This is a genomic window from Flavobacterium johnsoniae UW101, from assembly GCF_000016645.1.
Lineage (GTDB): Bacteria > Bacteroidota > Bacteroidia > Flavobacteriales > Flavobacteriaceae > Flavobacterium > Flavobacterium johnsoniae.
In genome coordinates this window covers 2,928,156-2,943,382 of sequence record NC_009441.1, presented here as the reverse complement: position 1 = coordinate 2,943,382, position 15,227 = coordinate 2,928,156, and the positions used below count along the sequence as shown (strand labels likewise).

At 33.0% G+C, this 15,227-nt stretch carries 13 protein-coding genes and 2 pseudogenes; 11 read left to right on the top strand and 4 right to left on the bottom strand.

The window, feature by feature from the left end:
• The first annotated feature begins 345 nt into the window (after window positions 1–345).
• Window positions 346–3,105 carry a T9SS type A sorting domain-containing protein gene (locus tag FJOH_RS12755; RefSeq protein ID WP_012024522.1) on the top strand — a complete coding sequence of 920 codons (2,760 nt, stop codon included), beginning with the start codon at window positions 346–348 and terminating at the stop codon, window positions 3,103–3,105.
• A gap of 51 nt (window positions 3,106–3,156) precedes the next feature.
• Here the strand turns inward: FJOH_RS12755 and FJOH_RS12750 are convergent, their stop codons facing one another.
• Complete coding sequence (locus FJOH_RS12750) at window positions 3,157–3,456, bottom strand: hypothetical protein (protein WP_012024521.1); 300 nt, start codon at window positions 3,454–3,456, stop codon at window positions 3,157–3,159.
• Between the two features lie 229 nt (window positions 3,457–3,685).
• Here FJOH_RS12750 and FJOH_RS27220 point away from each other — a divergent pair.
• From FJOH_RS27220 to FJOH_RS12735, 4 genes and pseudogenes are all read left to right on the top strand, one after another.
• Window positions 3,686–3,898: pseudogene (locus FJOH_RS27220) on the top strand (ATP-binding cassette domain-containing protein); the annotation flags it as partial.
• Between the two features lie 219 nt (window positions 3,899–4,117).
• A pseudogene (locus FJOH_RS27215) lies at window positions 4,118–4,564 on the top strand (ABC transporter ATP-binding protein); the annotation flags it as partial.
• Window positions 4,565–4,578: 14 nt separating this feature from the next.
• A complete protein-coding gene (locus FJOH_RS12740; protein WP_012024519.1) occupies window positions 4,579–5,343 on the top strand; it encodes a TIGR02757 family protein in 765 nt (254 codons plus the stop codon).
• A gap of 102 nt (window positions 5,344–5,445) precedes the next feature.
• Window positions 5,446–6,798: a DEAD/DEAH box helicase gene (locus FJOH_RS12735; protein WP_012024518.1), complete on the top strand. Its 1,353-nt coding sequence runs from the start codon at window positions 5,446–5,448 to the stop codon at window positions 6,796–6,798.
• A gap of 118 nt (window positions 6,799–6,916) precedes the next feature.
• Here FJOH_RS12735 and FJOH_RS12730 read toward each other — a convergent pair whose 3' ends face one another.
• Window positions 6,917–8,029 (bottom strand): lactonase family protein, encoded by a 1,113-nt coding sequence (locus tag FJOH_RS12730; protein ID WP_012024517.1) that lies wholly within the window; start codon window positions 8,027–8,029, stop codon window positions 6,917–6,919.
• Between the two features lie 252 nt (window positions 8,030–8,281).
• On the opposite strand from FJOH_RS12730, the gene FJOH_RS12725 reads away from it, so the two are divergent.
• From FJOH_RS12725 to FJOH_RS12700, 6 genes are all read left to right on the top strand, one after another.
• Window positions 8,282–10,204: a vWA domain-containing protein gene (locus FJOH_RS12725; RefSeq protein ID WP_012024516.1), complete on the top strand. Its 1,923-nt coding sequence runs from the start codon at window positions 8,282–8,284 to the stop codon at window positions 10,202–10,204.
• Window positions 10,205–10,350: 146 nt separating this feature from the next.
• A complete protein-coding gene (locus tag FJOH_RS12720) occupies window positions 10,351–11,601 on the top strand; it encodes a dihydroorotase (RefSeq protein ID WP_012024515.1) in 1,251 nt (416 codons plus the stop codon).
• 4 nt (window positions 11,602–11,605) lie between these two features.
• The gene (locus FJOH_RS12715; RefSeq protein ID WP_012024514.1) at window positions 11,606–11,932 is read left to right on the top strand and encodes a membrane protein; all 327 of its coding nucleotides are present in this window, start codon (window positions 11,606–11,608) and stop codon (window positions 11,930–11,932) included.
• A gap of 243 nt (window positions 11,933–12,175) precedes the next feature.
• Complete coding sequence (locus FJOH_RS12710; protein ID WP_012024513.1) at window positions 12,176–12,820, top strand: alpha/beta hydrolase; 645 nt, start codon at window positions 12,176–12,178, stop codon at window positions 12,818–12,820.
• A 112-nt stretch (window positions 12,821–12,932) separates the two neighbouring features.
• A complete protein-coding gene (locus tag FJOH_RS26540) occupies window positions 12,933–13,526 on the top strand; it encodes a hypothetical protein (RefSeq protein WP_044048303.1) in 594 nt (197 codons plus the stop codon).
• A 154-nt stretch (window positions 13,527–13,680) separates the two neighbouring features.
• Entirely contained in the window at window positions 13,681–14,190 is a 510-nt protein-coding gene (locus tag FJOH_RS12700; RefSeq protein WP_012024511.1) for a tetratricopeptide repeat protein, read from the top strand.
• A gap of 58 nt (window positions 14,191–14,248) precedes the next feature.
• On the opposite strand, the gene FJOH_RS12695 is transcribed toward FJOH_RS12700, so the two are convergent.
• Window positions 14,249–14,671 (bottom strand): hypothetical protein, encoded by a 423-nt coding sequence (locus FJOH_RS12695; RefSeq protein ID WP_235023081.1) that lies wholly within the window; start codon window positions 14,669–14,671, stop codon window positions 14,249–14,251.
• 47 nt (window positions 14,672–14,718) lie between these two features.
• Window positions 14,719–15,222, bottom strand: a complete 504-nt coding sequence (locus FJOH_RS12690) for a hypothetical protein (RefSeq protein ID WP_012024509.1) — start codon at window positions 15,220–15,222, stop codon at window positions 14,719–14,721.
• Window positions 15,223–15,227: the final 5 nt, after the last annotated feature.

Below are 15,227 nucleotides of genomic sequence, written 5' to 3'. Positions count from 1 at the left end.
TCCCCAATTGTATACAAGATACCTGCATCTCTACCCTTTTCTGCTTTTCTCTCAATTTGATTTCTAAAAATAAATAAGCAAAAAATTAAGATAAAAAATACACTTTACTAAAAAATAAATACAATTAAGTGTAAAAAACACATTTTTACAGGATAGTGCAGGATAGTTTTATTTTAAGTATTCCCAATATTTACATTACTCATAATCATAGAGTTATTTCTAAATCAACACGTAATATCTAACCAATATTACCATTTTCAGCCATTTAGAAAACAAATAATTTTATGACAAAGAGTAACCTAGATTTTACTTAACTAACCTAAAAACATTATGTCTAAAAGCTCTATGAAATTACGTTATGTAATGGCATTAGCCTGCCTTACAATGACATTTACTGCACTTTTTGCACAAAACCCTGTAGTAAAAATTGATTTTGACCAATCCGGCCGACCAAAAGCCGAAGTCAACGAACCTGATTACACCGCTTGGGTAATAGGATCAGGAAACACCAGCACTTATACTGAAAATGGAGTAACTTTTACGGTTACGAGAGTCGGAAATAACGGAGATGCCCTGGGAACCAACTGGTATAAAGCCGGAATACAGGCACCTTATTATGCCCGATTAGTCTGCGACGGACTCACAGTAAAAGGAAACACCGCTAATCTGGGTGCTCAAATTGAACTTAGAATATCAGGACTAGCTCCCGGACAGCACACTTTATTAGCTTTTTTTAATGCTGTAGATAGTCCAACAACCAACACCTTTAGCCCAATTGACATTTCTATAGACGGCAGCTTAGTAGTCGATAATTTAATTCCTAGTGTAAGAGCCACAAAAACAGCCGATGCTAAATCTACCTATTTGAAATTTCAGGCAAATACGGATACCGATGTAGTTTTCTTATTTGCTGCTGAAACTTCAGGAACTGAAAATGTAAAAAACTTTATTTTAAATGGTTTCGAATTAAATACTCCAAACATTTTTTATCAGGCAACAAATCCTTCGCCAAAACATAACGATGAGCATATTGAATTAACTTCAAAAAATCGGGTTTTAGGATGGACAGCTGCTGCAAATGCTTTATCGCACAATGTTTATTTTGGAACAGATCCTGCAGCTGTTGAGGCTGCCACAACATCATCACCGGAATATAAAGGAAATCAAAGTTTAGCCAATACCACTTTTCAGGTTAACGGACTTTATACCGGAGCAACTTATTATTGGAGAATTGACGAAGTTTTAGCTAACAATGCAGTAGAAAAAGGCAATTTATGGCGTTTTCGTCCTGCACAGCTTGCTTTTCCTGATGCAGAAGGTTACGGACGTTTTGCACGAGGCGGAAGAGGCGGAAAAGTCATTGCCGTAACCAATTTAAACGACAGCGGTCCGGGAAGTTTACGCGAAGCCGTAACCAATGACATTGGTCCAAGAACAATTGTATTTAATACTTCGGGAATTATTCAGCTTACTTCACGTTTGGTTTTAAGCCAGCCTTATGTAACGGTTGCCGGTCAGACTGCTCCGGGAAAAGGTATTTGTATAAAATCAGCTCCTTTTGGCGTGACCGGAAATGATGCAGTAGTTCAAAATATTCGTGTTCGTGTTGGCGGCGGTCCTACTTTTGACGGAATGGGTTTAACCGGAGCAGATCACAGTATAATAGATCACTGCTCAATAAGCTGGACAATCGACGAAGCTTTCAGTTCCCGTTCTGGCAAAAACATTACTTTGCAAAGAACCTTAATATCTGAAGCATTAAATGCCGCTGGTCATCAAAATTATCCTGCCGGAACAGAACATGGTTATGCCGCTACCATAGGAGGTGACATTGGAAGTTTTCATCATAATCTTTTAGCGCACTGCTACGGCCGTAACTGGAGTTTAGGAGGCGGACTTGACGGAAGCGGTGCTTATACTGGAAAAATGGACATTACAAACAATGTTGTTTATAATTGGGGAAGCAGAACAACTGACGGCGGTACTAAAGAAGTAAATTTTGTAAACAACTATTATAAACCTGGTGCCGGATCAAAAATATTTGTGGCGTTTAACCAGCAAAATGAAGGCGTAGGAACCGGAATGCAGCAATGTTATTTTAACGGGAATGTAATGCCCGGCTATTTTGATGAAAGCAGTCAGACTGCAGGAAGAAAAGCTTCCGGAATAACAGTTTCTTACGAAAATTTTGTAAACACACCGTTTTTTCCTTCTTATGTAACTACACAATCAGCTAAAAATGCCTATAAAATTGTTCTTTCAGATGTAGGATGTGTTCAGCCTGAATTTGACGAACACGATCAAAGAATAATCTCTGAAACCTTAAACGGAACATATTCAATAAGAGGAAGCGTAACTAACAAACCCGGATTTCCGGATAATGAAGCAGATGTTGGCGGTTATGAAGATTATCCGGTTGTAAATAGAAATGAAGATTGGGACACTGATCAGGACGGACTGCCAAATTGGTGGGAAAATATCATTGGCACCAATGTAAACTCTGCAACAGGTGATTTCTCAGATTCAAATGCCGATGCTGATCAGGACGGTTATACTAATCTTGACAATTATTTACAATGGATGTCCCTGCCTCATTACGAATCGACAGACGGAAATAAAATTGATATTAATATTCAAAAACTATCCAGAGGATTTACCAGCGGTGTTTCATACAGCATTTCAGATATAGTAAACGGAAATGCCGTATTAAATACAGATACTGTTGCATTTACTCCATCTGCCAAAGGATTAGCTTCTTTTAACTTTACAGTAATCGATTCTGAAGGCGGTACAATGACCAGAAAAGTAAATATCCTAAGCGGCTATTCTACCTTATCTGTAAAAGAAAATAATAAAGAAACTGCCGACAGTTTTAAAGTCTGGCCGGTGCCAACTAACGGGAATTTTTCTGTTTTGCTAGATAATGAAATTGAAAAAGCAGATCTTAAAATTTATGATGTTTTAGGAAAAGAAGTTCAAAAACGCAACATAAATGGAAAAACTACAGAAAATATTCATCTTCGAGAAAAAGGTGTTTATATCTTAAAAGTTTCCAATCCAAATAATAAAAAAGTACTACACGTTAAAAAAATTATAGTACAGTAAAACAAAAAGGCCTTTTCATTAATTGAAAAGGCCTTCTTTTATATTCAAACTCTAAAATGAGTCATTGTTTTCTCTTTGAAAAAAATAAGTATAAATCCATGTCAGGGTAAAAGAAGGAATTATATCCGTAAACGGAAGTATCTCCTCAAGAAAAGTCAAAACTCCGGCTACTTTCCCTACTCTGCCTCTATACATTTTGGCCATAATAATACCTGCAATAGGTGCCCAGATTACATCTGAAAATTCACCAAGAAGCGGAATCGAAAAAGAAATCATACCAATTCCGTCCAAAATTAACCCAATTATTAATTTTGACATTCTGTTATCTTCTACAACCTTTAAGTCCTGCATTTTAAGTCTTATTTGAGTTTATTCGAAATTAAAAATAATTCACGAAAACTGTTTTATTTCATTATTAAATTTAATTTCTAAATTCCCATACAATAAATGTACCCTTTTTTAAAATACAGATTTCTGATTTTAAATTTAAATTGAAACAAAGCCAAAGTTTTGGAATTTAAAATATTGCAATTTGATTATAATTATAATCTTCGTTTCTTTGTAAAAACAGTTTCACTAAATGATACACGCAAAAAACATACATAAATTCTACGACAAACTTGAGGTTTTAAAAGGAGTTGATTTACATATTAAAAAAGGCGAAATTGTTTCGATTGTCGGCGCTTCCGGAGCCGGAAAAACAACTTTACTGCAAATTTTAGGAACACTGGATAAACCTGAAAGAAACCCAGATTCATCTTTAACTATAAATGGAGAAAACATTTTAAAACTGCAGGATATTGAAAACGATAATTCAAAACAAGAAAAAACTTTTAAAATCATAACCTGGGCAGGTTCTCTTTATATCATTATCCTGGCTGTTTATTTATTGTTTTTTAAAACTAAAATTTTCGACGATACGTTACGCATAGTAGTAGTTACAGCTTTATTTTTACCTATAATTTCAATGCTTGTTTACTATAACAGATATTTTAAAAAGAAAAGCAAGCAAGACAAAATACTATCTGATTTTAGAAATTTAAATCTCGGATTCATTTTTCAGTTTCACCAGTTACTGCCTGAATTTACTGCCTTAGAAAACGTTTGTATTCCCGCTTTTATGGCCAATAAACCAAAAGCTGAAACCGAAAAAGAAGCAAAAAAAATCTTAGAATATTTAGGGTTGTCACACCGAATTAACCATAAACCCAACGAACTTTCGGGTGGAGAACAGCAGCGTGTTGCTGTTGCAAGAGCCTTAATTAACAAACCCGATGTTATTTTTGCCGATGAGCCGTCTGGAAATCTGGATACCCATTCTGCAGAAAATTTACATCAGTTGTTTTTTCAGCTTCGTGACGAATTCGGACAGACTTTTGTAATCGTAACCCACAATGAGGAATTAGCCAATATGGCTGATAGAAAATTAATCATGGTCGACGGCCAGATTAGCAATTAAGCATTCCCATCAAAATGAATCAAAAAGAACTCAAAGAATTTCTCGACGAGAAAGTCATACAATATAACAATCAGGATTTTATAGAAAGTGATCCTGTTCAGATTCCACATTTATTTTCTCAAAAAGAAGACATTGAAATTGCAGGTTTTCTTAGTGCTTCAATCGCTTGGGGAAACCGTAAAATGATCATCAAGAATTCACATAAAATGATGGAATTAATGGGCAATACGCCTTACGATTTCGTTATGTCACATTCTGAAGATAATTTAGCCGATTTAGAAACGTTTGTTCACCGTACTTTCAACGGAAAAGATTTTGGAGGATTTATAAAAGGCTTAAAGCATATTTACCAAAACCATAACGGACTTGAAGCTGTTTTTGCTAAAAATCAGGAAAAAGACAGTCTGCAGAAAAGTATCAGCGAATTCAAAAAAATATTTTTTGAAACAGATCATTTAGCCCGAACTCAAAAACACATTTCAGATCCCCTAAATAATTCGGCAGCAAAACGCATTAATATGTACCTGCGCTGGATGGTTCGCCAGGACACAAAAGGAGTCGATTTAGGAATCTGGAAAAGCATTTCACCAGCAGTTTTATCATGTCCGCTTGATGTACATTCCGGAAATGTAGCAAGAAAATTGGGCATTTTAGAACGAAAACAAAACGACGCAAAAGCTTTGGCAGAATTAGACAAAAAACTCCGCAAAATGGACGCTGCAGATCCTGTAAAGTATGATTTTGCTTTGTTTGGTTTAGGTGTTTTTGAAGGGTTTTAAAATTGAAAATCAAATAATTATCATTACAAATTATTAGATGATTCGAAAATTTTAGTGATCTAACCGTCATTTTAATGTACATTTGCACAAAATTTAATGCAAATGAGCACTTTCGAAAAATTCAATCTCCCAAAATCATTACAAAAAGCAGTTGACGAATTAGGGTTTGTTACGCCTACTCCTATTCAGGAAAAATCTTTTTCTGTAATCATGTCTGGACGCGATATGATGGGAATTGCACAAACCGGAACCGGTAAAACTTTTGCTTATTTACTGCCTCTTTTAAAACTATATAAGTTTACCCATACCAATACGCCAAAAATCGTAGTGCTTGTACCAACCCGCGAATTAGTAGTTCAGGTGGTTGAAGAAGTAGAAAAGCTGACCAAATACATGTCAGTTAAAACTTTAGGTATTTATGGCGGCGTAAACATCAATACACAAAAAAAAGCCGTTTACGAAGGTGTCGACATTTTGGTTGGAACACCAGGACGTACAATGGATTTAGCGCTTGATGCTGTCGTTCGTTTTGACGAAACTCAAAAATTAGTTATAGACGAGTTTGACGAAATGTTGAATTTAGGTTTCAGACCACAGCTGACTTCACTTTTTGCGATGATGAAAACCAAACGTCAAAACATTCTGTTCTCGGCAACGATGACAGATGAAGTTGATGATATCTTAAATGATTATTTTGATTTCCCGGAAGAAGTAACATTAGCACCATCTGGAACACCGCTTGAAAAAATTACACAGTTTACTTATAATGTTCCAAACTTCAATACAAAAGTAAATTTGCTGAAACATTTATTAGAAACCGACGAAAGCATGAATCGTATTTTGGTTTTCGTAAACAACAAAAAGATTTCGGATATGCTTTTCAATCGTATTGATGAGCTTTTTGAAGGTCAGTTTGGTGTTATCCACTCTAATAAATCTCAAAATTACCGTTTGAGCACAATGGCTGAATTTCAGGAAGGAAACCTTCGCGGTTTAATTACAACCGACGTTATGGCGAGAGGTTTGGATATTTCGAATATCACTCACGTAATTAACTTCGAACTTCCGGAAGAACCAGAATTGTATATGCACAGAATTGGTCGTACAGGTCGTGCAGATGCAACTGGAACAGCTATTAGTTTTGTTACACCAAGAGAAGAAGAATTCAAAATTGAAACTGAACTTTTAATGGATCAGGAACTTAAAATTTCTGATTTTCCTGAAGAAGTAGAAATTTCTGAAAAATTGATTGAAGCTGAAAAAGATAAACTGCCAAGAAAGTTTTTATTGAAAAAACCAAAACTTGAAGGTGACGGTGCTTTTCACGAAAAATCTAAGAAGAATCAAAAAATTAATCTGGGCGGTCCTTCAAAAACCAAAAAGAAAACACACGGATCAGTTAATAGAAATATGCTGAAAACGAGAAATGAGAAGAAGAAAAAAAATAATAAGTAACTTTTTTTAGTTACAAAGTGACAAAGGAACAAAGTGACAAAGTAATAAAAAAGGCTCAAAAGTACAGTTATAAACCTCTGTACCTTTGAGCCTTTGTTACTTTGAACCTTTAAAAAAACTATATTTTCGTAAAAACCAATCCAACAGGCGAACACAATTGAATTCTTTTTCCTGTGTCTGTAAGTTTTCCTGTTGCAATATCTCTTTTAAAAATTACAATATCATTTGTGTATTGATGTCCCACTAAAAGATAATTTCCAGTTGGATCAATAGCAAAATCTCTTGGGCCTTTTCCTAAAGTACTCTGCTGTTCTACCTGTTCAATACTTCCGTTTTTAAGAATTTTATAAACTGTAATCGAATTTGCATCTACACGATCAGAAACATATAAAAAGTTTCCGTCAGGAGAAATTTTTATCGCTGCTGCTCCCGTTCCTCCTTTAAAATCTTTTGGAAGAATACTTGTTTCTGCAATTTGTTTTAAACTTCCGGTTTTATCATAACTAAAAGAAGTAAGTGTTCCATCTAATTCCTGAACCAGATAAACAAATTTCCCGTCTTTACTAAAAGTCAAATGTCTTGGACCGCTTCCAGGTTTTACATCAACACTGCTTTTTAAAGTCAGAATTTCATTTTTAGAAGCTGGATTATATTTATAAATAAAAATTTTATCCAATCCTAAATCATTTACCAAAACAAACTTTTTATCCGGAGAAAAAGTAACCATGTGTACGTGTGCTTTTTCCTGACGCGCAGCATTTGGACCTTTTCCTTCATGCTGAATCAGCTGCTGTACCTCTGAAATACTTCCGTCTGCATTCTTTTTATAAACAACAATACTTCCGCCCGAATAATTGGCTGCAATTACATTTTTATCGTCATTAATTAAATGACACGGATCTGCTCCTAAAGCATCATTTTTATTTAATAAACTAATTTTTCCCGAAGCAGAATCATAACTAAAGGCACTTACAGTACTATGGCTTCCGTTTTCGTTTACAGCATAAATAAATTTATTATCTGCTGATACTGATAAATAACTTGGACTTACCACATTCTCTGAAGATTTCTTCAATTTAAAATCACCAGATGAAGCATCAAATTCGTAAACGTAAATTCCGTTACTCTGGCATGTGTTGGTATAGGTTCCAACCAATAGGTTAAATTTATTCTGCGCTTTTGCCGTTGTGAAAGCTAAAGCAGAAAATAATACAAGATATATTTTTTTCATAGTTTGTTTTTTTGAATAGCTAAAATACACATTAAAATCTTTTAGAAATAGTTTCTTTGTTACAAAGAAATTACAAAAGTTACATTTCTGCACTTTTTTTCAACGTACAAGTTATATAAACCTATTTTAATTTCATTCTAAACTTTCCTTGCTCTCTTATATAAACTTATATGGTTTAAATAATTTTTAATTTGTATTTTTGACCTGCATCTTCGCGAAAAATAAAACGTAGCGAAGTAAATCGAAGCTAGAATGCACTTTAAACACCCCGAAATTCTATACTTTCTGTTTTTATTGATTGTTCCAATTTTGGTTCATTTATTTCAATTACGACGTTTTAAAACTTCTTATTTTACCAATGTTCTTTTCTTAAAAGAACTTGCAATACAAACCCGTAAAAGTTCTAAAATCAAAAAACGTTTATTGCTTGCCACTCGTATTTTACTGCTTACCTGTGCCATAATCGCTTTTGCGCAGCCATTTTTTGAGGCGAAAGACAGCAAAAATGCATCAAACGAAATGTACATTATTTTAGACAATTCGTTTAGTATGCAGGCAAAAGGCAAAAAAGGAGAATTATTAAAACGTGCCGTTCAGGAATTACTCGAAAACACGCCCGAAACTGCTCAGTTTTCATTACTTACAAATACCGAAAACTACTGGAATACAGATATTAAATCAGTAAAAAGTTCTTTACAGAATTTAAAATACAGTGCCGCGCCATTTGAACTTTCGTCGATTATGGCAAAAGTAAAAGCGCACAAATCTGCATATAATAAAGATATTGTAATTATTTCGGATGCAGTTGGCTTAACTGATATTAAAAATATTGATACTGGAAAAAAACCTTATTTTATAATTCCCGAAGCAGAGCAAAAAAACAATGTATCTATTGACAGCGTTTACATTAATCAGACTTTAGAGAATTTCTACGAAATTGGTGTTGATTTATCAGGCTACGGAGAAGATTTCAAACCCATTTCTACAGCATTATACAATCAAAACAAACTGATTGCCAAAACAATCATCAATTTTGATACAAAGAAAAAGAAAATCAGCTTCACGATTCCAAAAGAAGCTTTTCATGGTTATGTTTCAATAGAAGACAATGGTTTGACTTACGATAATAAATTGTTTTTCAGCATTTCTAAAAACAAAAAAACAAACGTAATCAGCATTGGCGAACCCGAAAAAAGTAATTTCTTATCAAGAATTTATACTTCTGCCGAATTCAATTACAACAATTACTCTATCAGTTCTCTGGATTACAATAGTTTAGAGAAACAAAATACGATAATCTTAAACGAATTAGCTGAAATTCCGCAGGCTTTGCAGACCACTTTAAAAGCATTTGTTTCAAAAGGCGGTAATTTAGTTGTAATTCCTTCTGAAAAAACTTCAGTTTCAAATCTAAATTCGTTTTTAGGAAATTTTGGAAAAGTTCAGTTTAACAATCTAAAAACAGAAAGTAAACTCATTACCAAAATTAATTTTGATCATCCGTTATTTTCTGGTGTTTTCGAAAATAAAATCACAAATTTTCAATATCCAAAAACAAATAGTTCATTTGATATTTCAAGCCCATATCCGGCTGTTTTATCTTATGAAGATCAAAGTGCATTTGTAACGGCAGTTCAAAATCCTACAGCTGGAATTACAGTTTTTTCGGCTCCTATAAATGCCTCTAATTCAAATTTTCAGCAATCACCTCTAATTGTACCGTTGTTTTACAAAATAGCGCAGCACAATCAAAAAACTGGTATAAATGCCTTAACAATTGGCAGCAACCAGCCTTATTTCGTTGATGTTTTATTGACAAAAGATGCTATTTTGGAAGTAAAAGGAACTGAAGATTCGTTTATTCCGATTCAGCAGATTTTGAATAATAAAGTCAAATTAACATTTAATGATTTTCCTGAAACAGCTGGAAATTACAGCATTTTTGATAAAAAAGAATGGGTTGAAAATTTGAGTTTTAATTATAAAAGAACCGAAAGTGATTTGAGTAAGGTAAACACAAATGTAGTTTCTGATTTTAAAACTGCGGATACGATTTCGACCATTTTTAACACCTTACAAACTGAGCGTACCGACAGTCAAATTTGGAAATGGTTTGTTATCTTTGCACTGTTATTTTTAGCATTAGAAATGGCAATTATAAAATTTGTAAAATAATTTTTTCACCATTAAAGAACATTAAGAATATTAAGCTTTCTCTTTATTAACTTAATTCTTCATGGTTCAAAAAAATTAAGCACTAATGTTTTAAAAATAATTTTACTTTTTACAGAAATCATTTTACGACAAAAAAATATCTACATATGAAAATAATCATCAAAAGCGCCAAAATTATCGACTCAAAAAGTCCGTTTCACAACCAGACCGTTGATCTTTTAATTGCAGATGGTTTAATAGAAAAAATAGGAGTTTCTCTTCCCGATGATGGTGCCGAAATAGTTCGATTTGATGATCTGTATGTTTCTCAGGGATGGTTTGACAGCAGTGTTTCTCTTGGAGAACCTGGTTACGAAGACAGAGAAACCATTGCAAACGGACTTAACGTTGCTGCAAAAAGCGGTTTTACAGCAATTGGTTTACAGCCAAACTCCTTACCTGTTATCGACAACCAGTCGCAGGTAAGTTTTGTAAAAAACAAAGCAAATGGTTTTGCGACAGAAATTTTCCCAATTGGAGCTTTAACCAAAGCAAGTGAAGGAAAAGATATGGCAGAACTTTTTGATATGAAAAACGCCGGCGCAATCGCTTTTGGAGATTATAACAAAAGTATCGACAACGCTAATATCCTAAAGATCGCTTTGCAGTATGTACAAGATTTTGACGGATTGGTAATTGCATATTCGCAAGACCCGAATATTAAAGGAAACGGCGTTGCAAACGAAGGAATCGTTTCTACAAGATTAGGTTTAAAAGGAATTCCAAATCTAGCCGAAGAACTGCAAATTTCAAGAAACTTATTTTTATTGGAATATACAGGCGGAAAACTTCACATTCCAACTATTTCAACAGCAAAATCAGTAGAATTAATTAGAGAAGCTAAAGCTAAAGGCTTAAATGTAACAGCAAGCGCATCTGTACACCATTTGGTTTTAACCGATGAGAAACTAGACGGTTTTGATACTCGTTTTAAAGTTACGCCGCCATTAAGAACTGAGGTTGACAGACAGGCTTTACTAAACGGAATCGCCGATGGAACTATTGACATGATTACTTCTGACCACAACCCAATTGATATTGAATTCAAAAAAATGGAATTTGATACGGCCAAAAACGGAACAATTGGCTTAGAAAGTGCTTTTGGAGCATTATTAACCGTTTTACCAGTTGAAACTATAGTTGCAAAACTAACTGCAGCAAGAACGGTTTTTGGTCTTGAAAATCATACTATTCAGGAAGGAGCAAAAGCAAATATCACTTTATTTACAACCGAAGGTAAGTCAACTTTTACGAAAGAAAACATTCTTTCAAAATCTAAAAATTCTGCTTTTTTAGGAACTGAACTTAAAGGTTCTGTGTACGGAATTTTAAATCAAAATCAACTTGTTACAAAATAATACAATGAACAATACAATCGAAGAGGGAAAATCAATCGCAATTACCAGTTATATTTTAATTATTGGTGTTTTGATTGCAATGTCTATGAATTCTGAAAATAAAAACAGTTTTGCGTCTTTTCACATTCGCCAGGCTTTAGGTTTATCACTAACTTTTATTTCTTTTGGAGCGATCATCAGCAATTTTGACAGCTTTTATATCACTTTCCCAATGTGGATCTGTATTTCGATTCTTTGGACATATGGGATTTTCAGCGCTATTCAAGGCCAGATGAGACCAATTCCTTTAGTTGGAAATGTATTTCAAAAATGGTTTAAATCTATTGGGTAAATATTCGGAATTTTGAACTTCCCAAAAAGAAATCTGTTCAAATCAGCGTTTTCGCTTTTAGCGAATCTGTTTTATCAGCGTATAAATTTAGAACACAGATAACACGGATTTGCAAGCAAAAACACGGATTTCAACGGATTTACCTAATAACATCATCAACAAAGTTTGTTAAAGTTAACAACTAAAAATTGAGACTGCGACTGAAAATCAACAATTCACAATTTACAATTCACAATTAAAAATATGAGTCTATCTTTAGAATACAAAATAAGAGAACCAAAAGTAATTTTAGATAAAAATCCGTTGTTGCTTTTATTACACGGATACGGAAGCAATGAGGCTGATTTATTCTCATTTGCATCTGAACTTCCTGATAATTACTATATAATTTCGGCAAGAGCACCTTATGATTTACAATATGGAGCTTATGCCTGGTACGCGATTAATTTTGATGCAGATCAGAATAAATTTTCAGACAATGAACAAGCCAGAACTTCAAGAGATGTAATTGCAGGTTTTATTGATGAATTAGTGGCAAATTACCCTATTGATGCCAATAATGTGACTTTGATTGGTTTCAGCCAGGGATCAATTTTAAGCTATGCGGCAGCACTTTCTTATCCTGAAAAAATTCAGAGAGTTGTAGCAATGAGCGGTTATTTTAATGATGAAATTATAAAAGAAGGTTTTGAAAATAATGATTTCAAAAACCTAAAATTTTTCGCTTCACACGGAACTGTAGATCAGGTTATTCCAATTGAATGGGCTAGAAAAACCCCGGCAATTCTAGAAAAATTAAATATTCCGGTTATGTATAAAGAATATCCTGTTGGTCACGGCGTTGCACCGCAGAATTTCTTTGATTTTAAAAATTGGTTAACACTATAGTTCATTGAAGGAAATATCTTTCATTTTAATTTAATTTTTCATTTTTAAGTTTTAACTTTGAAGCCAAAAAGTTGACTCATTTGTATTGAGTTTACAATAAATTTAAATGGCTATGAGCAAATTTCCTGAAATATTAACTGATGAAAAAATCAAAGAAAATAAACCTGATTTTAGAAAAGCTTTATTTTTTTTAGATAAGAATTTGATTGATAAAAACAATATTAGTCATCTAATAAGAATTTATTCTACTACAAAACATCTTGATATAAGAAATAAAATATTAAAATTATTATATGACTGCGATTTTCCAGAATTAAAAGATTTCTTTAATAATGCTTATAAAAAAGAAAAATATCTGGACATGAAGATATACGCTCTTCGCGGGCTTGCAAAATTTATATCTGAAAAAGAGATAGAAAAGCTTCTGATAAAATTTAATGAAATATTAAAAAAAATACAGGTAACTACGCCTTATAATTATCAGGAATATGAGCTATTAAGAGGAAAAAATGCTTTACCATACCTCGCTGATAAATATAAATACAATTGTTTCAAAGTAACTCTAGATCAGGTAAATGAACAATATGAAGTAATGCCGGAAGTGTTTAAAGGAATTTTTACAATAGATGAAAATGGAGAATTTATACAATTGAAACAACCTGAGGAAACTTCAAAATCATTGACTGCCTTTTTTGATAATAAATAAAAGACTTTAGTCAAATTAAAAAAAGTAAATATGTCAGATTGGTTTAGAAAAAAAAACATGGGCGAAAGATGATGAAGAACATTTCTTTACTAAACTTGCACGTGCAAGAAAAGATGGACGTGCGCAATATCTAAAAATTCAGGCTATTGAATTATTGTACACTAAAGACAATAAACTTTTAAAAATTGCAAAAGAATTACTTCAAAAAGTTCTTGATGACTATCCTGACAATAATTTGGAGAAAAGTTCTGTTTATAAAACTTTTGGAGATATTTTTTTACTTGAAAAAAATTTAGAAAAAGCAATCGAATATTATAGAAAAGCAATTGATTTTGAAAAGGTTTACCCAAACGTAAAAACAAATTCCGATATAATTTATTCTGAGTTAATTATCAAAAATAAATTAACTAATGAATATTTAAATGTAGAAAAGATATTAGAAGAGAAAATATCTGGTTTATTATTTCCTATTGATAAGTATAAAGTTTTTTCGATGCTGGCAATTCTAAATTATTATAATTCCAACATTCAAACTGCAAAAGGATATGCTCTGTTAGCAAATGAAAATGCACAGGCTGAAACTTCTGGATTGCGTTATCATAAACACTTAGGAATCGTTTCTGAAAGAGATGACTTTTTTGATCGAATAATAAATAAATTATAGCAAAAAAAGTCGCAGTTTTCAGCCCAACAACTGAGACTAAAAACTGCGACTGTAAACTTTATTTCCCAGTATAAAGAATTTTCCCTGATTTCTTCAAAACATATCCTTTCCACGGAATTAACTGCCAATCGCCATTAATCCACGAATCTCCTTCTGATTTTCTTTCTAAAATGATTGATTCTTTTTGAGTATCTAAGAAAAGTTCGGCTTTATTTCCTTCGAAGATTACGTAAGAAACTGTAGTATAGGTTTTACCATCATCGTAATGCGACAGTTTTGTTCCTTCAAAAACTCTAACACATTCTTTTTTAAGCGTTGACCAGGTATAGCCGGCTGAACCTTTACATCCGTGTTCATCAGAATCTCCTCCAACTAATTTCTTTTCCTGCGGTTCTTTTACAACAGTATTTTCCTGAGAAACTTTTTTAGCACAAGAAAATCCCGCAATTGCAATAATCGTTAACAAAAACATCTTTTTCATAATCCTATCTATTTTATTGGGTCAAAAAAAAATAGGATTAAAAAATCCTATTTTTGATATAACCAAGTTTGATTTACTTCAAAGGTAATGTTATCATCATTATCAACAAAATATTTTAACAAGACTTCTCCCCATAATTCTCCGTTACTGTAATCTGCAATGATCCAACGGTGGTTTAAAAGTTTCACTTTGTTAATGATAAATTTATTTGGTCCAATTTGGTCTTGTCCTGTATATGGATTCCCTTTTGGATTTGCATTAAAATCTAATAATTTCTCTGTTACAACCGGAATCAGTTTTTCAAATAAAATTACTTTTCCTCCAGATGCACTGTTATCAAAATAGTTTTGTGCATTTTCGTTATGTTCCAAAGAAAAATAATCTGCTTCGGCTAATTTAGCTGAAACCAAATTTATGCTGTCTCTTAGCTTTTTAGTTGTTTTCTCATATCTTTCTTCACCAAATTTAACTTCGCGGCTATAAAACATGTATGTAAAAACATTCATTAATATCGCAAGGATAAAAAGGTAAAGCATTAAGGATTTTTTCATTTTTG